A 19,834-nucleotide genomic window follows, 5' to 3' on the forward strand; every position below is an offset into this window, starting at 1 on the left:
CAGATGGATCACACGCGCGGGATCATTCAGATCCACTCCGCGCCCGCTGCACTGCGCCCACATCTGGAGTGGGCGATCGGTGCGGTGTTCGGGCATCCGATCGAGCTCAGCTGGAGCGATCAGCCCGCCGAGCCACGCACTCTGCGCTCCGAGTACTCCTGGCGCGGTCCGGCCGGCACCGGCGCCCAACTGACCAGTGCGCTGAAGGGTTGCCTGCGGGCCCGGTTCGAGGTGACCGAAGAGGCCAGTGCCGCCGGGGCGGGCAGCCGCTGGGCCTACACCCCGGCGCTGGGCCTGTTCGCGGCCACCATCGGTGAACACGGCGACATCATGATTCACGAGGACCGGCTCAAGCAGGCGCTGCTGGCCGATGCGCTGGGTCGGCGCAGCCTGGCCGAGGGAGTGGCCGAGTTGCTCGGCGCCCGCTGGGACGACGAACTCGAGGTGTTCCGGCAGGCCGGAGCCGGACAGCCCGTCCGCTGGCTGCACCAGGTCGGCTAGCCCCCACTTTCCTCGCACGCTGTGAGTTGGGCGGCGATGTCGCCGCTGAAGTCACAGCGTGCGACGTCGGAGAGGCGCGGAGGGACGATCAGAGCGGGATGTTGCCGTGGAACCCGCGCTGGCCGGTGTCGGCATTGCGGATGGCTTCGGCCAACGCGGACTTCGTCCGGGCCGGGGTGATGATCTCGTCGACAACCCCGATCTCGACGGCCTTCTCGACGCCACCGGCGATCCGCTCGTGCTCGGCGGCCAACTCGGCCTCCACCTGAGCCAGCATGTCCGGGGGCACCTCGGCCAGCGTGCGCCGGTGCAGGATCCGGATGGCCGCCACCGGGCCCATGACCGCGATCTCGGCGCCCGGCCAGGCGAACACCCGGGTCGCGCCCAGCGAGCGGGCGTTCATGGCGATGTAGCCGCCGCCATAGGCCTTGCGGGTGACCAGGGTGACCCGGGGGACGGTGGCCTCGCCGAAGGCGTGCAGCAGCTTGGCGCCGCGCCGGACGACCCCGTCCCACTCCTGGCCGACGCCGGGCAGGTAGCCGGGCAGATCGACCAGCACCACCAGCGGCACCCCGAAGGCGTCACAGAAACGGACGAACCGGGCCGCCTTCTCCGCGCTGAGCGAGTCCAGGCAGCCGCCCAGCCGCAGCGGGTTGTTGGCCACCACACCGACCGTCCGGCCACCCAGGCGGCCCAGGGCGATGGTCACGTTCGGTGCCCAGCGGGCGTGCAACTCGAAGGTGCTGCCCTCGTCGAGGACGGCGTCGATCAGCGGGTGCACGTCGTAGGCGCGCTTGGGGGACTCCGGCAGCAGGTCGGCCAGCTCGGTGTCGGCCACCTCGCCGACCCGGCCCTGGGCGGCCAGCAGCGTGGTCACGGTGCGGGCCCGCAGCAGGGCGTCCGCCTCGTTGTCGGCGATCACGTGCGCCACCCCGGACTTGCGGCCGTGAGTGTCCGGGCCGCCCAACCGGAGCATGTCGACGTCCTCGCCGGTGACCGAGCGGACCACGTCCGGGCCGGTCACGAAGATGCGTCCGGTCGGGGCGATGATCACCACATCGGTGAGCGCCGGCCCGTAGGCGGCACCACCGGCGGCGGCACCGAGCACCACCGAGATCTGCGGGATCTTGCCCGAGGCCTGGGTCATGGCGTGGAAGATCAGGCCGACCGCATGCAGGCTCAGCACGCCTTCAGCCAGCCGGGCACCGCCGGAATGCCAGATCCCGATGATCGGGATCCGCTCGATCATGGCCTGCCGGTAGGCCTGGACGACGACCTCGCAGCCGTCCACCCCCATGGCGCCGCCCATCACGGTGGCATCAGAGCAGAACGCCACCACCCGGGAACCGTTCACGGTTCCGCGCGCGGCCAGCATGCCGGACTGGTCGTCGGCGCTGAGCAGCTCCAGCGAGCCCGGGTCGAGCAGGGCAGCCAGCCGAGCGTTCGGGTTGCGCGGATCCTCCTCGCGGGGGAGGCGGGGCGGCTTGGCAACGGCGTGAGTCATGCGATCCTCCTGATCGGCCAAAGCCGGTTTCGGGTAGCCCGCGATGGCCGCACCGGGTGCGGCCTGCGGTGAAGAAGGTCAGCGGTTGAAGTTGGCGTTGGTGACGACGATGGCCACGTTGTGGCCGCCGAAACCGAACGAGTTGTTGATGCCGGCCAGATCGCCGGACGGCAGCGGACGGGCCACATTTGCGGCGATGTCGATGCCCAGATCGGGCTCGGGATCTTCCAGGTTGATCGTCGGCGGCACCATCCGGTCCCGCAGCGCCAGCACGGTGGCGATAGTCTCCAGGGCGCCGGCGCCGCCGAGCAGATGCCCGGTCATCGACTTGGTGGAGGTGACCACGCAGCCGTCGGTGGCATCACCCAGCCCGGTTCGAATCGAACCGGCCTCGGTGACGTCGCCCTGTGGGGTCGAGGTGCCGTGCGCATTGATGTGCCGGATGTCGGACGGGCTCAGCTTGGCGTCGACGATGGCCTTGATCATGGCCCCGGACTGGCCTTCGCCGGTCGGATCGGGCTGGACGATGTCGTGGCTGTCGGCGGTGATCCCGCTTCCGGCGATGGTGCCGTAGATCTTGGCACCGCGGGCCAGCGCATGTTCGAGGGTCTCGATCACCATGACCGCCGACCCCTCGCCCATCACGAAGCCGTCCCGGCCGCGATCCCACGGACGGGAGGCGCCCTGGGGGTCGTCGTTGCGGCGGCTGAGCGCCTGCATCTGGCCGAAGGCGGCCAGCGGCAGCGGATGGATCGTGGCCTCGGTGCCGCCGACCACGGCGACATCGGCCCGGCCCAGCCGCAGCTGGTCCACGGCCAGTGCGATGGCCTCGTTGGACGACGCGCAGGCCGACACCGGGGCGTGCACCCCGGCCTTGGCGTGGACGGCCAGGCCGACGTTCGCAGCCGGGGCGTTGGCCATGAGCATGGGGATGGTGAATGGGCTGACCCGGCGATAGCCCTTGTCGCGCTGGGCGTCCCAGTTGTTCAGCAGAGAGTGCAGGCCGCCGATTCCGCTGGCCACCGAGACGCTCAGCCGGTGCGGATCCACCTGGGAGCCTTCCTCGGCTTCCCAGTCGAAGCCGGCGTCGGTCCAGGCCTCCTGGGCGGCGATCAGAGCCAGCTGGGTCGAGCGATCCAGTCGGCGAGCCTTCACTCGATCGATGATGGTGGACGGATCGACGGCCACGTAGGCCGCGATCCGTGCCGGCAGTTCGGCCGCCCATTCCTCGGTGATGGCGCTGACGCCGGAGCGTCCAGCGAGCATTCCGGCCCAGGTGGACGCCAAGTCTCCGCCCAACGGCGTGGTGGCGCCGAGGCCGGTGATCACGATCTCAGTCATGCAAGCTCCCTGGAGTGGTGGTCGACTGCGGGTGTGGTGGACGGCCGGCGGTGCCGCCCCGCGGTTCGGGGGCGGCTACCGGCCAGGGGTGAGTCAGCTGTGCGCCTCGATGTAGGCGACGGCGTCGCCCACGGTCTTCAGGTTCTTGGACTCCTCGTCGGGGATGGTGACCCCGAACTTCTCCTCGCAGCCGACCAGGATCTCGACCATGGCGAGGCTGTCGACGTCCAGGTCATCGACGAAGGACTTGTCCAGCTGGACGTCCTCGACGGCGACACCGGCGACGTCGTTGACGAGCTCGGCGAGGCCGGCGCGGATCTCTTCGGTGGTGGCCATTTCATATCTCCTTGTGTTGTGGGTCTTGGGTCCGGGCGGAGCCGGAGGTTCAGGGAAGGGTGATCACTTGGCCGGAGTACACCAGCCCGGCTCCGAAGCCGATGATCAAAGCGGTCTGGCCACTCTTGGCCTCGCCGGAGCTCAGCAGGGCGTCCATGGCCATCGGGATGGTGGCCGCGGAGTTGTTGCCGAGGTGCTGGATGGTCCGGGCCACCACGACATGCTCGGGCAGCTTCAGGTAGCGCAGCAGGGTGTCGGTGATCCGGTTGTTGGCCTGATGCGGGATGAACACGTCCAACTGCTCAGGGCTGATTCCGGCGGCGTCGAGAGCCTGCTTGGCGGCCCCGGCGATGAAGGTGGTGGCCCACTTGAAGACCGCGCGTCCGTCCATGCCGAGCTTGGGGAAGGTGCCCTCGGCCACGGCCTTCTGCCAGTCGGCGGTCTGCCAGATGACGCCCTCCTGGGCGCCGTCCGAGCCCCAGATGACCGGGCCGATCCCGTTGGTCTCACTCGGGCCGACCACCACGGCGCCGGCGCCGTCCCCGAACAGGAAGGCGGTGCCGCGGTCGGTCAGGTCGGTGATGTGGCTGATGGTCTCGCCGGCGATCACCAGGACGTACTCGGCCTGGCCGGCCCGGACGATCGACTCGGCCTGGGCCAGCGCGTAGCTGAACCCGGCGCAGGCGGCCGAGATGTCATAGGCCGCGGCGTCGCCGATGCCCAGCTCGGCGGCCAGCTTGGGAGCCAGCGCCGGGGTCTGGTGGTAGTGCGAGATGGTCGACAAGATCACGGCGCCGATCGTGGACGGCTCGAGCCCGGAACGCTCGATGGCCTTGCCGGCCGCCTCGAGGCAGAGGGTCTCGATGGTCTCGCCCTCGGCCACCCAGCGGCGCTCCTTGATGCCGGTGCGCTGGGTGATCCACTCGTCGGAGGAGTCGATGTACTGCAGCATGAACTCGTTGTCGATCACGCGCGACGGGGTCGCCGAGCCGACGCTGAGGATTCGTGCGTACTTGGCGCCGGTGCTGGCCTTGAGTTCGGTCACTGAGCTGCTCCTGCTTCGGTTGCGGGGTAGAGCCGGATCAGCGGCTGGCCCGGGGCTACCGGGTCACCGTCCTCGACCAGCCATTCGGTAACGATGCCGTCGTGGGTGGCGCGGACCTCGACGCTGTCGCGCAGGTTGGCCGCGGTGCCGATCACAGTGCCGGCGGCCAGCGCCTGGCCGGTCTCGATGCCGGACGCCTTGGTGAACTCGCCCTTGATCGGGGAGACCAGCATCCGCCACGACGGGGTGCTGGCCAGCGGGTTGGCCCAGCCGGCGTCGCCGTGACGGGCCACGAAGTCCTGGGCGTCGGCCAGCTGGTCGGGAGTGTTCAGGCTGAACAGCTCGATGCCCTTGAGGTTGCGCTTGGCGATCCCGGTCAGAGTGCCGGCCGGCGGCAACTCCAGCAGCCCGGTGACGCCGATCTCGGCCATGGTGGCCAGGCACAGATCCCAGCGGACCGGGTTGGCCACCTGCTTGACCAGGCGAGCCAGGTACTCCCGGCCGGACTGGACGACCTGGCCGTCGGCATTGGACAGCAGCCGGGTCCGCGGATCGTGGGTGGTGATCGCTCGGGACAGCCGCTCCAGGTGAGCCACGGCCGGCTCCATATGGACGGTGTGGAAGGCGCCGGCCACGCTCAGCTGGATCAGCCGGGCCTTGGCCGGGGGATTGGCCTGCAGGTCGGCCAGCTGCTCGACGGTGCCGGCAGCCACGACCTGGCCGGAGCCGTTGTTGTTGGCTGCGGTGAGCCCGGCAGCGGCGATGGCGGCCTGCACCTCGTCCGGGTCGCCACCGATGACGGCCATCATCGAGGTGGGCCGGACGGCGCTGGCGGCGGCCATCTGGGCGCCCCGCTCGCGGACGAACACCATGGCCTGCTCGGCCGACAGGACTCCGACGGCGGCGGCTGCGGTGATCTCACCCACGCTGTGGCCGGCTGCCACTCCGGTGCGGCGGAAGCCGTCGGTGGGCTGCGGGAACAGTTCGAGGGCGGTCAGCAGGCCGGCGGCTACCAGCAGCGGCTGGGCGATGGCGGTGTCCCTGATGGTCTCGGCGTCAGCCTGCGTGCCGTAGTGGGCCAGGTCGATCCCGGCCACCGTGGACAGCCAGTTCAGTCGATCGGCGAAACGGCGCTCTTCGAGCCAGGGGCCGAGAAAACCGGGGGTTTGGGCGCCCTGTCCGGGCGCAACGATTGCGAGCACTCCACAACTGTGTCGATAAAGCAGGGCCGCCGAGGCCGCGAGCACGACGAAAAAGATGCCGTCAGATTTGTAGGTTTCCTACAACGACTCAGCGCGGCTGGCCGAGGAGCGAGGGTGTCGATTGTCGGTTCTGCTCAACCCAGCAGGCGACCCAGGGTCAGCGCCAGCCGTAGCGCATAGGCGTCCCGGGACTCGCTGGGCGAGTAACCGGTGATGTCCTGGATCCGCCGCAGGCGGTAGCGGACCGTGTTCGGGTGGACGAACAGCGCCCGCGCCGTCGCCTCGATCGACGAGTTCGACTCGAAGTAGACCGCCAGCGTGTCGATCAGATCGCCGGCATCGGCCAGCGGGTGGTAGAGCTCGGTCGACAACGCCCGCCGGGCGTGGCCGTCCCCGGCAAGGGCGCGTTCGGGCAGCAGGTCCCGGGCGGCCACCGGACGCGGCGCCTGCGGCCAGGCGGACGCCGACCGCAGCCCGGACAGCGCGGCCCGGGCGCTGCTCACCGCCTCACCCAGGCTGTGCACCACCGGACCGACCACCACCTGGCCGGGTCCGAACTGATCGACGAAGGCGGCCACTGTGGCCACCAGCTCGGTGGTCGAGGCCAACCGCCCGCCGAGCACGACGACCAGTCGGTCTCCCTGAGGGGCGGCCAGGACGTCCAGTGACTCGGCCTGGGCCACGGCCCGGATCGCCTCGACGGCGCGGACCGGATCGGCCGGAGCGGTGCCGATCGCCACCGCGATGTCGGGAGTGGCCAGCCAGCCCAGCGTCGAGGCCCGGGAGACCACAGCTTCGTCGGCGTCGCCGCGGAGCACGGCGTCCACCACCATGGCTTCGAGCCGGGCGTCCCAGGCGCCGCGGGCTTCGGCGGCCCGGGCATAGACCTTGGCCGCGGCGAAGGCGATCTCCCGGGAGTAGCGCAGAATGCCGATTCGCAACGGGAGTTGCTCGCTCTCCGGCATGGTGGCGATGCGTTCCTCGACGGTCTCGATGGTGCTGCGCACCAGGTCGACTGTCTGGTTCAGTGCGATCCGCCGGGCCAGGGCGCGCGGCGCGGCATCGAAGGCCGCGGACGGGTCCGCACCCTCACCGCCACTGGCGAACCAGCTGATGAAGCCGTCGATGCCGGCTCGAGCCACCACGGTGATCCAGGAGCGATGTTCGGCGTCCAGCTCGCCGAACCAGGGGTGCTCGGCGGCAATCCGGGCCAGGGCTCGGGTGGTCAGCCCGGCGGCCTCTGCGCCCAGTTCGCGGGCGCTCGCGGCCCGCGCTTCCGGTGCCGGCCACCAGGACTGATCGGTTGCAGTCATCGACTCTCGATCTCGGCGACGCGGCGCTCGACGATCAGGGCGATCAGTTCCTCGGTGAGGGGATGCTCCAGGGTGAAGTGGATGCTGCCCTTGGTGGTCTGCAGCTCAGGGCTGGCCTGGACGGCCGCGCTGACCACGGCAGAGGAGAAGGGGTAGAGCGAGAAGTCCTTGGCGCCGACCCGGAAGCCGATCACCGGCTTGCCTTTGTGCAGCAGGCAGGGGATCGCGTAGCTGACTCCTTCGATGGCGTCGGGGAGCTGCTGACGGGCGGCCTCGGTCAGCCGGGTCAGCAGTGCGGCGGCCTCGTCCGGGCTACCCGAAATCAGTTCGGAGAGAGCTCCCATGAGCCGAATCCTAGGGTGCGGGGCCGTCGAGTGGGGCGGCTCGGCGACCAACTTCGCGCCCGCGGGAATAATCCGGACGGTCGAGGAACTGCTAATAATCGGGCCGCCAAGTGCCCTGAGCGCTCCTGACCACATCCCCGAGCCGATCCTGCCGGGTAAGGTCAGCCTTGCTCGATGATCTCGAGCTGTACCACCGAAAGGCACCGAACCGTGGCAAGTCGCGACCAAGCCGGCCCGATCCTGAACGGATTGCCGACCAACCTTCCCGACATCGATTCCGAGGAGACCGCCGAGTGGCTGGAGTCCCTCGACATGCTCCTGGACGATTCCGGCCGCAACCGGGCCCGCTACATCATGTTGCGGCTCCTGGAGCGCGCTCGCGACAAGCACGTCGGTCTCCCGGCGCTGACCGCGACCGACTACGTCAACACGATTCCGGCCGACCAGGAGCCCTGGTACCCCGGCGACGTCGAGCTTGAGCGCAAGTTCCGCCGCCTGGCCCGCTGGAATGCCGCGATCATGGTGCACCGTGCCCAGCGCCCCGGCGTCGGCGTCGGCGGCCACATCTCCACCTACGCGTCCTCGGCGACGCTGTATGAGGTGGGCTTCAACCACTTCTTCCGCGGCAAGGATCACCCCGGCGGCGGCGACCAGGTCTTCTTCCAGGGCCACGCCAGCCCCGGCATGTACGCCCGCGCCTTCCTTGAGGGACGGCTCAGCGAGAGCCAGATGGACGGCTTCCGGCAGGAGAAGAGCCACATCGTCGACGGACGTCCGGTCGCGCTTCCGTCGTACCCGCACCCGCGGCAGATGCCGGAGTTCTGGGAGTTCCCGACCGTGTCGATGGGCCTGGGTCCGATCAACGCGATCCACCAGGCGCAGTTCAACAAGTACCTGGCCAACCGCGGCCTGAAGGACACCACCGACCAGCACGTCTGGGCCTTCCTGGGCGACGGCGAAATGGACGAGGTGGAGAGCCGCGGCGCGCTGCAGCTGGCCGCCTACGAGCAGCTGGACAACCTGACCTTCGTGGTGAACTGCAACCTGCAGCGCCTGGACGGCCCGGTCCGCGGCAACGGCAAGATCATGCAAGAGCTGGAGAGCTTCTTCCGTGGCGCCGGCTGGAACGTCATCAAGGTGGTCTGGGGACGCGGCTGGGATCCGCTGCTGTCGGCCGACAACGACGGTGCGCTGCTCAACCTGATGAACGCCACCACCGACGGTGACTTCCAGACCTTCAAGGCCAACGACGGCGGCTACGTCCGCGAGCACTTCTTCGGCCGCGATCCGCGGACCGCCTCGATGGTGGCCGACTGGTCCGACGACCGGATCTGGAAGCTCACCCGCGGTGGCCACGACTACCACAAGGTGTACTCGGCCTACCAGGCAGCCATGGAGTTCAAGGGCGCACCGACCGTGATCCTGGCCCACACCATCAAGGGTTACTTCCTGGGCAGCCACTTCGCCGGCCGCAACGCCACCCACCAGATGAAGAAGCTGGCTCTGGACGACCTCAAGCAGTTCCGCGACCGGCTCGACATGCCGATCAGCGACGCCGTGCTGGAGGAGAACCCCTACCAGCCGCCGTACGTGAACCCCGGCCCCGAGGACGAGCGGATCGCCTACGTCCTGGAGCGTCGCAAGGCGCTGGGCGGTTGGGTTCCGGAGCGTCGCGATGTGGCCAAGCCGCTGCCGCTGCCGGCGCAGAGCGCCTACGCCGCGGTCAAGCAGGGCTCGGGTCAGCAGCCGGTGGCCACCACCATGGCGTGGGTGCGGCTGCTCAAGGATCTGATGCGTGACAAGGGCTTCGGCCCGCACGTCGTCCCCATCATTCCGGACGAGGCGCGCACCTTCGGGATGGACTCGTTCTTCCCGACCATCAAGATCTACAACCCGCACGGCCAGAACTACACGCCGGTCGACCACGAGCTGATGCTCGCTTACCGGGAAAGCCCCAAGGGTCAGATCCTGCACATGGGCATCAACGAGGCGGGTTCGGTCGCGGCCTTCACCGCCGCCGGATCGTCCTACGCCACCCACGGCGTGCCGATGGTGCCGATCTACGTCTTCTACTCGATGTTCGGCTTCCAGCGCACCGCGGACGCGATCTGGGCCGCGGCTGACCAGCTGTCCCGCGGCTTCATGATCGGGGCCACGGCCGGGCGCACCACGCTGACCGGCGAGGGCACCCAGCACATGGACGGGCACAGCCACCTGCTGGCTGCCACCAACCCGGCAGTGGTCGCCTACGACCCGGCCTACGGCTATGAGATCGCCCACATCATGGAGGACGGTCTGCGCCGGATGTACGGGGAGAACCCCGAGAACGTCATCTACTACCTGACCGTCTACAACGAGCCCATGCCGCAGCCGGCCGAGCCGGAGAACGTCGATGTCGAGGGCATCGTCAAGGGCATGTACCTGCTCAAGGAGGGCAACTTCGACGGTGTCGGGGCGGACGCCCGCCGCGCGCAGCTGCTCGCCTCCGGCGTCGGCGTGGCCTGGGCCCTGGAAGCCCAGGAGCTGCTCAAGAAGGACTTCGGAGTGGTTGCCGACGTCTGGAGCGTGACCAGCTGGAACGAACTGCGTCGTGACGGCCTGATCTGCGACGAGCAGAAGTTCCTGCACCCTGATCAGCCGGCGCAGGTTCCCTGGGTCACCCAGAAGCTGCAGGGCCGTCCCGGCCCGGTGCTGGCGGTCTCCGACTTCATGCGGGGCGTCCAGGATCAGATCATCAACTGGGTTCCGCAGCGCTTCGCTTCGCTGGGTGCTGATGGCTTCGGCTTCTCCGACACTCGGGCGGCGGCTCGTCGCTTCTTCCACATCGATGGGCCTTCGCTGGTGGTTCGGACCCTGCAGGAGCTTGCTGCGGCCGGCGAACTGGACGCTTCCGAGGCGGCGCGGGCGGCCGAGATCTACCACCTGAACGACATCTCGGCCGGTGCTTCCGGTGCAGTTGGCGGCGACTCCTGAGTGATCCGTCTTTCCTCGGCGGTCCGGATCTGGCAGGCTGAAAGCCAATCAGATTCTGGACTGGCCGAGAGAGGTGTTGAGCGCGTGAGTACCGCGCCCGGATCGACCACCGGTTCCCCGGTGGCCGCGTTGGGATTGACCGCTGGCCAGGTGGTTCAGGAACTCGGCTGGGACGAGGACGTCGACGAGGGTTTGCGCTCGGCGATTCTGGACGCCATCGGCGAGGATTTCGTCTACGAGGCCATCGAGGCTGTCGATGTCGTGCTGCTGTGGTGGCGCGAGGACGACGGCGATCTCGGTGACGGTCTGGTGGATGCACTGACCGATCTGGCGGCCGGGGGAGCGATCTGGCTGCTGAGCCCGAAGGTGGGCCGCGACGGTTACCTGGATCCTTCGGACCTGGCCGAGGCGGCGCTGACTGCAGGCCTGGCCATGGCCAACTCGGTCTCGGTCGGCAAGCTCTGGCAGGCCCACAAGCTGGTTCGGCCGAAGGGCGGACGCCGCTAGCCGCGGGCTCGTCCACTGGCGCGTGTGGCCGGTGTCGATGAGCGTGGTCAGCGATCACGCGAACCGTCGCTCGATTCGGCGCTGAGTTCAGTGCGGCGCGCCTCACACCAGTTCCGCGTTCCGAGGGCCTGGCCCCTAGGATGTCCGGGCGGGGCGCATAGCTCAGTTGGTTAGAGCACCTCCCTTACAAGGAGGGGGTCGGGGGTTCGAGTCCCTCTGCGCCCACCGATTGGACGTTTGCCGTGTACCGGCCCTCCTGCCGGGCCTCGGGAGGCCCGGCAGGGTCAGGCACTAGGCGCTCGGGTAGTTGTTGTAGGCGTCGTTGAAGTGCGCGTAGTAGGCGTCGTACAACGGCTTGCTGTCCTGAAGTCGCATCAGGATGTTGTCCTGGTCGCGCAGCGCTGACTCAGTCAGGTTGTGGCTACCCACCAGAACCCAGGTGTGCGCGTTGTTGGCGCCTTCGGAGACCAGGATGACCTTGTCGTGGATCGCGCCCTTGTGGACCGAGATGCCGGCCCGCTTGAACTTGGCGAGGTTGCCGTCGCCCATCGCGTCGCCATCGCCGACCATGATCCAGACCTTGCAGCCGCCGGCCTTCAATGAGACCAGCTTGTCGGCAACTGCGGATCGACTGTCGCTGAAGGACGCTTGCATCACGCGAATCCGGCAGTTCGAGTCGGGCGAGATGTTGTCGAGCCGGTTAGCGACCAGGTCGGTGTTCTGTTCGGGGGAGACGAACACCGTGGAGTTGCTGGCGCTGGATCCGAAGTAGCCGCGCGGCATCGATGCCACGTAGTAGTCGTTGCCAGGGTAGTTGCGGGTGCCTGCCCACATCGGGTTCCACACCTGGGACATGTAGCCGTCATAGAGACTCTCGTCGTCGTAGATCGTGACCGAGTTGTTGAACTGCTCAGCGCCCGAGGGCGTGGTCAGGTTGGCTGACGACACCCAGACCACGTTCGAGCGGCTGGTTCCCTGGTTGTCCTTGGTCTGGCTGATCAGCATGTACTTGGCGTGCATGAGGCCGCCGGAAGCGTTGGAGAGGCATCCTCCGGAGGTGCCGGTCCCGCAGATCCTCATCCGGCTGTCGAGCAAGGTGGCGAGAGCCCTCAGCTGAGCAGTCCTGTGACTGGAGGTTCCGTCGGCGACCACGTACACCGATACGCCGCGGGCAACCGCGTCGCGAAGGCTGTCGACGATGTTGTCCCGAGTCAAGTAGTAGATGCCGAGACGGATCTCGGCTCCGGCTGGGGCATCGGCGATCAGACGCCGTAGCTTGTCGTGATGCGCCCAGTCTGCGCCGCCGGCGCTGATCGGGTTGTTGAAGGTGACCTCTACTTGGCGACTACCGACCGTGACCTGAGTCTCTGAAGCCTCCGCCGGTAGGGCGGGGAGCATCGCCGAGGTCAGTAGCACGACAGCGCCGAGAGCGGCTGTGAGGGTGCGTCGAATCATCATGGACGCATCATTTCCCCATCTCGCCGACCCCACCGCGCGGTGCGCAAGTTGGCAGCTTTTCGACCAGTGCGCCTCCGCGGAGGCCGTAACGGCCCCCACCTCTCGTCGAGGCCCGTGTCGGGCGAGCCCATGTGGGCCGCCGGAGCCGGCACAACTCCAGGTTCCTGGGTCCAGGCCGCTCTCGGCTGCTGATTCCGGTGCCGGAGCGGCCCCCGACCGTCGAAGTCGCCGCTGCCGGGGCCATCGCATTGCTGATTCTTCAATTTCCGACGTTGATGAGGTTAATTCATTGTTAATCAGTCTCGTCTGGTACTTGAGGGTTTGCGGGGGCATTCTCCTGATGAATGAGAGGGTAACCTCTTGTTCCGCGAGGGTGGTCCTGCGATAGTGCCCGGACCTCTCCGGGCATGGCTGCGCCGCAGGCTTACGCCTAGTCGCAGGGGAAAAGTAAAATGCCCGCCACGAACCTGGGAACGTTCTGCGGGCACTGCCGGGGGGCAGGGGGTCCAGTTCAGGGGAACTGGGCTGTGAGGCGATCGGCTCGGGGGGAACCACCCGCCTCGAGAAGAACTCTACGCACCGAAATGCGGGGATAGCAACCCCGATTGCCAGACAATTTCGAATGCATTCTTCTGGCTACTTAACCAGTCCCCCTAATAGGTGACAGGTCGGTCACTCGCTCGGGTGACGGCCAGGCGGCCGGGCCGGGCAGCCCGGTTCGGGTACCGCTCACGGTAAAGTAGTCAACTGTGACCGCTGCAGACCTCCAGGCCGATCTGGCCGTCCTCGACCGCACTCTTCAGTCGATCGAGGCCGTCCTCGACCCAGCGGCCAAGAAGGCCGAGATTGCCGAGCTCGCCGAGCAGGCGGCAGCCCCTGACCTGTGGGACGACCAGGACAATGCCCAGGCCGTCACCTCGAAGCTTTCCCGGCTGCAAGCCGAGGTGGACCGGATCACCGCCTTGCGGGGACGAGTGGACGATCTCGGCGTGCTGATCGAACTCGCCGTGGAGGAGGACGATCCGGCCACTCTCTCCGAGGCGCAACGCGACTTGAAGGGACTGTCCGCCGACATCGAGGCGCTCGAGATCCGCACCCTGCTGGCCGGTGAGTACGACCAGCGCGATGCGCTGGTGACGATTCGCGCCGAAGCCGGCGGTGTCGACGCGGCCGACTTCGCGTCCATGCTGTTGCGGATGTACCTGCGCTGGGCCGAGCGGCACGGCTACGCCACCGAGGTTTACGACACCTCCTTCGCCGAGGAGGCCGGGATCAAGTCGGCCACCTTCACCGTGAAGGAGCCGTTCGCCTACGGGATGCTCTCGGTCGAGCAGGGCACTCATCGGTTGGTTCGGATCAGCCCCTTCGACAACCAGGGGCGCCGCCAGACCTCCTTCGCCGGAGTCGACGTGCTCCCGGTCACCGAGGAGACCGACCACATCGACGTCCCCGAGGCCGACATCCGGGTGGACGTGTTCCGCTCGTCCGGCCCTGGTGGGCAGAGCGTGAACACCACCGACTCGGCGGTCCGGATCACCCACCTGCCTACCGGCCTGGTGGTGTCCTGCCAGAACGAGAAGTCCCAGCTCCAGAACAAGGCGGCAGCCTTGCGGGTCCTGCAGTCTCGACTGCTCGAGCGGGCGCGGGCCGAGAAGGAAGCCGAGATGCGTGGCCTGAAGGGCGACGCCGGCAACTCCTGGGGCTCGCAGATGCGCTCCTACGTGCTGCACCCGTATCAGATGGTCAAGGACCTGCGCACCGAGCATGAGGTGGGCAACCCGGACGCCGTCTTCGACGGTGACATCGATGCCTTCATCGACGCCGGGGTGCGCTGGCGCCGTCAACAGGGAGAGCGCTGACCCGGCAAGGTAGCCACTGACACGCCGCACGGCTTGTCGGGGGCGATTGGTGACGTCCTCTAGACTCCTGCTTGACCGATCCTCAGGATTTCTTAAGCTTGCTTCCCCAATGTCTACCGGGACGGTCAGTTCACTGTGATCAGATTCGAGAACGTCACAAAGACCTACGACGGTCAGTCGAAGCCTGCCCTCAACAACGTGACCGTGGAGATCGCCAAGGGTGAGTTCGCCTTCCTGGTCGGAACGTCCGGCTCGGGCAAGTCCACCTTCCTGCGGCTGATCCTGCGCGAGTACCTGCCTACCAGCGGGCACATCCACGTGGCCGGCCAGGACCTGACCCGGATGCACGGCTGGAAGGTACCCGGACTGCGCCGTCGGATCGGCACGGTGTTCCAGGACTTCCGGCTGCTGCCGGGCAAGACCGTCAACGAGAACGTGGCGTTCGCGCTGCAGGTGATCGGCAAGTCGAACTCGGTGATCCGCAAGATCGTCCCGGAGACCCTGGAACTGGTCGGCCTGGAAGGCAAGGGTGACCGGCTGCCTGAGGAGCTTTCCGGTGGCGAGCAGCAGCGGGTGGCGATCGCCCGCGCCTTCGTGAACCGTCCGGCGATCCTGATCGCCGATGAGCCCACCGGAAACCTCGACCCGGCCACCAGCGTCGGGATCATGAAGCTGCTGGATCGGATCAACCGCTCCGACACCACGGTGGTGATGGCCACCCACGACGCCAACATCGTCGACCAGATGCGTAAGCGAGTGATCGAGCTGTCCAACGGCGAGCTCGTCCGTGACCAGACCAAGGGTGTGTATGGCTACCAGTGATCAGCAGTTGAGCGCGGGAGGCCGACGATGAGGCACACCTTCACCGAGGCGTGGTCCGGACTGCGCCGCAATGCGTCGATGGCAGTCGCGGTCGTGGTCACCATCTGGGTCTCGCTGACTCTGTTCGGCACCGGCCTGCTGGTCGCCCAGCAGGTGGATCGGCTCAAGGACGAGTGGTACGACAAGATCGAGATCAGCGTCTTCCTGTGCGTCCCGGACTCGCCGGGGGCCAACTGTGAGGACGGCGTGGGCACCACGGACGCTCAGCGCCAAGCCATCGAGCAGACCCTTCGCGCCAATCCTGAGGTGGCCGAGGTCTACTACGAGTCCAAGGAGCAGGCCTACCAGCAGTTCAAGGAGTTCTACGCCGACAATCCGGTGCTGCAGTCGACCACGGTCGAGATGATGCAGGACTCGTTCCGGGTGAAGCTGAAGAACCCCGAGGAGTATCTCGGGGTGGTCTCGGCAGTGACCGGGATGCCCGGCGTCCAGCTCGTCCAGGACCTGCGCAAGATCTTGGATCCGATGTTCGCCTGGCTGAACCTGGCCCGCTGGGCCACGGTCGGGCTGAGCGGCCTGCTGCTGTTGGCCGCCGCGCTCCAGATCGGCAACACCATCCGGATGGCCGCCTTCTCCCGACGGCGGGAGATCGGCATCATGCGGCTGGTCGGCGCGTCGAACTGGTACATCATGCTGCCCTTCCTGATGGAGTCGTTGGTGGCTGCCATCGGCGGAGCGGCGCTGGCCTGTCTGACCTTGGCCGGTGTCGAGAAGTTCGTGATCGTCGACAAGGCGGCCAAGGAGATCACCACCATCAGGTGGATCGAATGGACGCAGGTCGGCTGGGCGATGGGGATCATTTCGATCGTCGCCATCGTTCTTTCGGTAGTGCCAACCCTGATCGCAACCCGAAGGTTCCTTCGGGTCTAGCCACACAACTGATAGGGGCGAATCGTGCGGGTGTCTTCCTCCACCCAGAACGTGGCCCGGGGCAGACGCCCTGGACGACTGCGCGCCGCATTGCGGCCGTCGCTGGTGATCGGCATTGTCCTGTGCCTGAGTTTGGGGCTGGGCGGCCCGGCTCAGGCCGAGAACCTGAACGATGCGCGGGACCGGGTTCGCCGCGAGCTGTCCCAGACCAACAAGGACATCGCCTCCGACAAGAAGGTGCTGGCCGAGGCGAAGGCGCGGCTCGCCGACTCGCAGGCGGAGTTGGTGGAGGCGCAGCACGCGCTCGCGACCGCCACCGCCAAGCTCGACCAGGCGAAGGCCGATGACGCCCGGATCGCCCAGGAGCTGGCCGAGGCGGACTCAGCCGCGCAGGCTGCACAGGCGGCCGAGCGGCAGGCCCAAGCCGAGGTGGACGAGCAGCGCCGGGTGGTCGCCAACGCCGTCCGCACCGCCTATCAGCAGCAGACTCCGCTGGTCGGCGTGACCGTCTTCGTTGGCGCTGACACTCCCACGGAGCTCGCGCAGCGGATGCAGTGGACCGACACCATTTTCGGCAGCGTCCAGGCGCAGTACGTCCGACTGCGTGCCGCGGAGGCCACCTTGCAGCGGCTCAGCGCCACCGCACAGGCTGCCCAGGCCAAGTCGGCTGAGCGCAAGCAGGCCAGCGCGGCCGCTCTGGCCAAGGTGCAGCAGCTCACCGAGGAAGCGGCGGGCTATCGGGCAACCGTGACTGCACTGGTGGAGAAGAACAAGCAGGCGCGCGCCGCGGCCGAGAACGAGCTTGAGCAGTCCACCGCGCAGTACGAGAAGCTGCAGCGTGAGGAGGCCGCGATCGCCGCCAAGCTGGCCAAGGACAACTACAACCTGGTCAACAAGGGCGGCTTCATTCGTCCGGTCAATGCGCCGGCTGGATCGCCGTTCGGGATGCGGTTCCACCCGATCCTGCACTACTGGCGGATGCACTGGGGCACGGACTTCGGTGCGGCCTGTGGTGCCCCGATTCGGGCCATGGCCAACGGCAAGGTCATCTCGGCCGGCTGGACGACCACCGGCTTCGGCAACTACACGATCATCAGCTATGGCAAGAGGAACGGCGCGCAGCTGGCCAGTGGCTATGCCCATCAGTCGAAGGTCATCGTGAAGGCCGGACAGTATGTGGCTCAGGGCCAGATCGTCGGCTATGTGGGCACCACCGGACTGAGCACCGGGTGCCACCTGCATCTGCAGATCTACCGCAACGGGGAGCGCGTCAACCCGATGAAGTACCTCTGAGCCCGACCGGGGGAGCCGTCGGCCGGAGTTGGTAGGCTGACTGGACCGCATCGGGAAGGAGGAGCTATGCCGCGACCGCAGGGCCGGATCATGGTGGCGCAGAACCGCAAAGCGCGGCACGACTACCACCTTCACGACCGCTTCGAGGCGGGCATCGTGCTCACCGGTACCGAGGTGAAGTCGCTCCGGCTGGGACGCGCGTCGCTGGCCGACGCGTTCGCGACCGTCGACGACGGCGAGGTGTGGCTGCGCAACGCGCACATTCCCGAGTACGCCTTCGGCACCTGGACCAACCACGCCACCCGGCGCAACCGCAAGCTGCTGCTGCACCGCAAGGAGATCTCCAAGCTGGATCGGGAGACCTCGGCGACCGGCAAGACCATCGTCCCGCTGGCTATCTACTTCTCCGACGGCTACGCCAAGGTCGAGCTGGCGATCGCCACCGGTAAGAAGGACTGGGACAAGCGGCAGACCATCGCCGCTCGAGACGCGGACCGGGAGGCGCGGCGCGAACTGGCCGCCCGTAGCCGGGGCGAACGGTGACTCGGCGACCGCTGTCGTCCTGGCTGGCGGGGCTGGCCGTCCTGGTGCTGACCTGCTGGTCGGTATTGGCTGCGGCCCCCGCGGCGCTGGCCGCCTCCGGCGACCGGATCGACAGTCTCACGGTCGCTGCCGTGGTGGACGAGCAGGGCTACACCAACGTCACCGAGACCTTCGTGTGGAGGTTCGGAGCGTCGTCCGGACGTCACGGCATCACCCGGACCCTGGTCACTCGTGAGCCGGACGGCAGCGACTATGACATGGTCTACCGGATCGACCAGATCAGTGTCTCCAGTCCCGATCCCAGCGTCTCCACGCGGCTGAAGACCACCGCGCAGGGCAGTGGACGTGAGCAGTACCTCGAGCTGCGGATCGGCTCGTCCGATCGGACGATCAGAGCCGACACGGCCACCTATGTGATCTCCTACCGAGTGCTCGGCCTGCTTCGCTCGGTGGACGGTGTCGACCAGCTCTACTGGGACGTCACCGGCTCCACGATGCCGCCGATCGACGCTGTTCGGGTCCAGGTGAGTGTGCCGGGTGGCGCCCAGCAGGCAGTGTGCTCGATTGCCCGGGCCGGCCAGCAGGGGAGCTGCGGCACGTCCGAGGTCAGCGGTGCGCAGGCTGTCTTTGCCGGCTTGGTGCCCTCGGGGGAGTTGATGACCATCGGCGTCCGGCTCGCTCCCGGAGCGGTGAGTGACCCTCGTCCGCTCCGCGAGGAGAACGCCGATGCCGCCGCCAACCGTCAGGTGGCCTGGACGCTGGGCGGTGCGCTCGGGGTGGCCGCCCTGATCCCATTGGCCGGCTGGGCCTACCTGCGTCGCCGCAACCGTGACTACCGCTTCGCCGGCATGCCGCCGGGGACCTTCCCGCCGCCGGGTGCGGCGGCCACCGAGGTGATCGGCGATCCGAAGCTGGAGATCCCGGTCTGCTTCGCTCCGCCGCCGATCGCCGTGGCAGAGGCGGGACTGTTGGCTGATGGCGAGACTCAGGTGCGTGACACCACGGCGACCCTGGTCAGTCTTGCGGTCAGCGGGGCCGTCCGGCTGCGCAGCGACGAGGTCCAGCAGGTTGAGTTGCTCGATCCGACGGTCCCGCTGGCCGAGCCCGAGCGGGTGCTGTTGGGAGAGCTGTTCCCCAGCGGTCAGGTCGGTCAGTTGCGCGACCTCGGCGAAGCCGGCACCTTGACCGATGCCCATGAGGCTGTCGGTCGGACGGTGCTGGCGCGAGCCACCGCAGAGCACTGGTTCGCCCGCCAGCCTGGCGGGGTGACCGGGGTCGGCTCCAGTGCGGCCAAGGCGATCTTCCCCATGCTGATAGCCGGCTTCTTCGGAGTGAACCTGCTGGGCTCGCTGGCGCTGTGGCTGCTCCCGGTGGTGGCGTCGGTGGTGATCACCTGGGTGGTGGTGCGCTCCCGGCTGCGTCGCGGTCAGCGGACCGGGGTGGGCCGAGCGCTGACCGATCAGGTCGAGGGCTTCCGGCTCTACCTCGCCACGGCCGAGGCCGAACAGCTGAAGTTCGAAGAGGGCGAGGACATCTTCAGCAAGTACCTGCCCTGGGCGGTGATGTTCGACCTCACCGAGCGCTGGACGAAGGTCTGTGAACGTCTGGTCGAGTTGGGCCGGATTCCGGAGATCGTCCCGACGTGGTACTACGGTCCGAACTGGAGCCTGGCCACCCTGGGCTGGCAGCTGAACCAACTCGACAGCTCGGTACTCGGGTCGGTGGCCGCCGCCGCCCCCGCGTTCAGTTCCGACACTGGCTTCGGCAGTGGCGGATCCGCCTTTGGTGGCGGTGACTTCGGCGGAGGCGGCGGCTTCAGTTCCGGTGGTGGCGGCGGCGGGGGCGGCGCCGGTAGCTGGTAGC

17 protein-coding genes and 1 tRNA gene are annotated in these 19,834 nt (G+C 67.9%); 10 read left to right on the forward strand and 8 right to left on the reverse strand.

The window, feature by feature from the left end; genetic code table 11:
• Positions 1-3: 3 nt before the first annotated feature.
• Positions 4-501 carry a DUF3145 domain-containing protein gene (locus tag ATK74_RS04270; RefSeq protein ID WP_098459885.1) on the forward strand — a complete coding sequence of 166 codons (498 nt, stop codon included), beginning with the start codon at positions 4-6 and terminating at the stop codon, positions 499-501.
• An 88-nt stretch (positions 502-589) separates the two neighbouring features.
• On the opposite strand, the gene ATK74_RS04275 is transcribed toward ATK74_RS04270, so the two are convergent.
• The 7 genes from ATK74_RS04275 to ATK74_RS04305 all read right to left on the reverse strand — a co-directional run bounded on the left by ATK74_RS04275 (position 590) and on the right by ATK74_RS04305 (position 7,586).
• Positions 590-2,005 (reverse strand): acyl-CoA carboxylase subunit beta, encoded by a 1,416-nt coding sequence (locus ATK74_RS04275; protein WP_098459886.1) that lies wholly within the window; start codon positions 2,003-2,005, stop codon positions 590-592.
• Between the two features lie 78 nt (positions 2,006-2,083).
• Positions 2,084-3,346, reverse strand: a complete 1,263-nt coding sequence (locus ATK74_RS04280; protein WP_098459887.1) for a beta-ketoacyl-[acyl-carrier-protein] synthase family protein — start codon at positions 3,344-3,346, stop codon at positions 2,084-2,086.
• 93 nt (positions 3,347-3,439) lie between these two features.
• Entirely contained in the window at positions 3,440-3,682 is a 243-nt protein-coding gene (locus ATK74_RS04285; RefSeq protein WP_098459888.1) for an acyl carrier protein, read from the reverse strand.
• A gap of 49 nt (positions 3,683-3,731) precedes the next feature.
• Positions 3,732-4,727: a beta-ketoacyl-ACP synthase III gene (locus tag ATK74_RS04290; RefSeq protein WP_098459889.1), complete on the reverse strand. Its 996-nt coding sequence runs from the start codon at positions 4,725-4,727 to the stop codon at positions 3,732-3,734.
• Complete coding sequence (locus ATK74_RS04295; RefSeq protein ID WP_098461970.1) at positions 4,724-5,929, reverse strand: acyltransferase domain-containing protein; 1,206 nt, start codon at positions 5,927-5,929, stop codon at positions 4,724-4,726. Before ATK74_RS04295 ends, ATK74_RS04290 begins: the two co-directional genes overlap by 4 nt.
• A gap of 134 nt (positions 5,930-6,063) precedes the next feature.
• On the reverse strand, positions 6,064-7,242 hold the full coding sequence (locus tag ATK74_RS04300) for a PucR family transcriptional regulator (protein ID WP_098459890.1): 1,179 nt from the start codon (positions 7,240-7,242) through the stop codon (positions 6,064-6,066).
• The gene (locus tag ATK74_RS04305) at positions 7,239-7,586 is read right to left on the reverse strand and encodes an iron chaperone (RefSeq protein ID WP_098459891.1); all 348 of its coding nucleotides are present in this window, start codon (positions 7,584-7,586) and stop codon (positions 7,239-7,241) included. The genes ATK74_RS04300 and ATK74_RS04305 overlap by 4 nt, the downstream gene beginning before the upstream one ends.
• A gap of 174 nt (positions 7,587-7,760) precedes the next feature.
• On the opposite strand from ATK74_RS04305, the gene aceE reads away from it, so the two are divergent.
• The 3 genes from aceE to ATK74_RS04320 all read left to right on the forward strand — a co-directional run bounded on the left by aceE (position 7,761) and on the right by ATK74_RS04320 (position 11,291).
• Positions 7,761-10,559 (forward strand): pyruvate dehydrogenase (acetyl-transferring), homodimeric type, encoded by a 2,799-nt coding sequence (gene aceE / locus ATK74_RS04310; protein WP_098459892.1) that lies wholly within the window; start codon positions 7,761-7,763, stop codon positions 10,557-10,559.
• A gap of 84 nt (positions 10,560-10,643) precedes the next feature.
• Positions 10,644-11,066: a DUF3052 domain-containing protein gene (locus ATK74_RS04315; protein WP_245840683.1), complete on the forward strand. Its 423-nt coding sequence runs from the start codon at positions 10,644-10,646 to the stop codon at positions 11,064-11,066.
• Positions 11,067-11,217: 151 nt separating this feature from the next.
• Positions 11,218-11,291 (forward strand) — tRNA-Val (locus ATK74_RS04320).
• A 66-nt stretch (positions 11,292-11,357) separates the two neighbouring features.
• Here the strand turns inward: ATK74_RS04320 and ATK74_RS04325 are convergent.
• Entirely contained in the window at positions 11,358-12,524 is a 1,167-nt protein-coding gene (locus tag ATK74_RS04325) for a phospholipase D-like domain-containing protein (RefSeq protein WP_169923733.1), read from the reverse strand.
• 749 nt (positions 12,525-13,273) lie between these two features.
• Here ATK74_RS04325 and prfB point away from each other — a divergent pair.
• The 6 genes from prfB to ATK74_RS04355 all read left to right on the forward strand — a co-directional run bounded on the left by prfB (position 13,274) and on the right by ATK74_RS04355 (position 19,833).
• Positions 13,274-14,383 carry a peptide chain release factor 2 gene (gene prfB / locus ATK74_RS04330; protein ID WP_098459894.1) on the forward strand — a complete coding sequence of 370 codons (1,110 nt, stop codon included), beginning with the start codon at positions 13,274-13,276 and terminating at the stop codon, positions 14,381-14,383.
• Positions 14,384-14,518: 135 nt separating this feature from the next.
• Complete coding sequence (gene ftsE, locus ATK74_RS04335) at positions 14,519-15,205, forward strand: cell division ATP-binding protein FtsE (protein ID WP_098459895.1); 687 nt, start codon at positions 14,519-14,521, stop codon at positions 15,203-15,205.
• 27 nt (positions 15,206-15,232) lie between these two features.
• Positions 15,233-16,135 (forward strand): permease-like cell division protein FtsX, encoded by a 903-nt coding sequence (gene ftsX, locus ATK74_RS04340; protein ID WP_211283277.1) that lies wholly within the window; start codon positions 15,233-15,235, stop codon positions 16,133-16,135.
• 24 nt (positions 16,136-16,159) lie between these two features.
• Positions 16,160-17,428, forward strand: coding sequence for a peptidoglycan DD-metalloendopeptidase family protein (locus tag ATK74_RS04345; protein ID WP_143483562.1), 1,269 nt, complete (start codon positions 16,160-16,162; stop codon positions 17,426-17,428).
• Between the two features lie 66 nt (positions 17,429-17,494).
• Positions 17,495-17,971, forward strand: a complete 477-nt coding sequence (smpB, locus tag ATK74_RS04350; protein WP_098459897.1) for an SsrA-binding protein SmpB — start codon at positions 17,495-17,497, stop codon at positions 17,969-17,971.
• Positions 17,968-19,833 (forward strand): DUF2207 domain-containing protein, encoded by a 1,866-nt coding sequence (locus ATK74_RS04355; protein ID WP_098459898.1) that lies wholly within the window; start codon positions 17,968-17,970, stop codon positions 19,831-19,833. The genes smpB and ATK74_RS04355 overlap by 4 nt, the downstream gene beginning before the upstream one ends.
• The last annotated feature ends 1 nt before the right edge of the window (position 19,834 follow it).

The organism is Propionicimonas paludicola, assembly GCF_002563675.1.
In the GTDB taxonomy this organism is placed as follows: Bacteria; Actinomycetota; Actinomycetes; order Propionibacteriales; family Propionibacteriaceae; genus Propionicimonas; species Propionicimonas paludicola.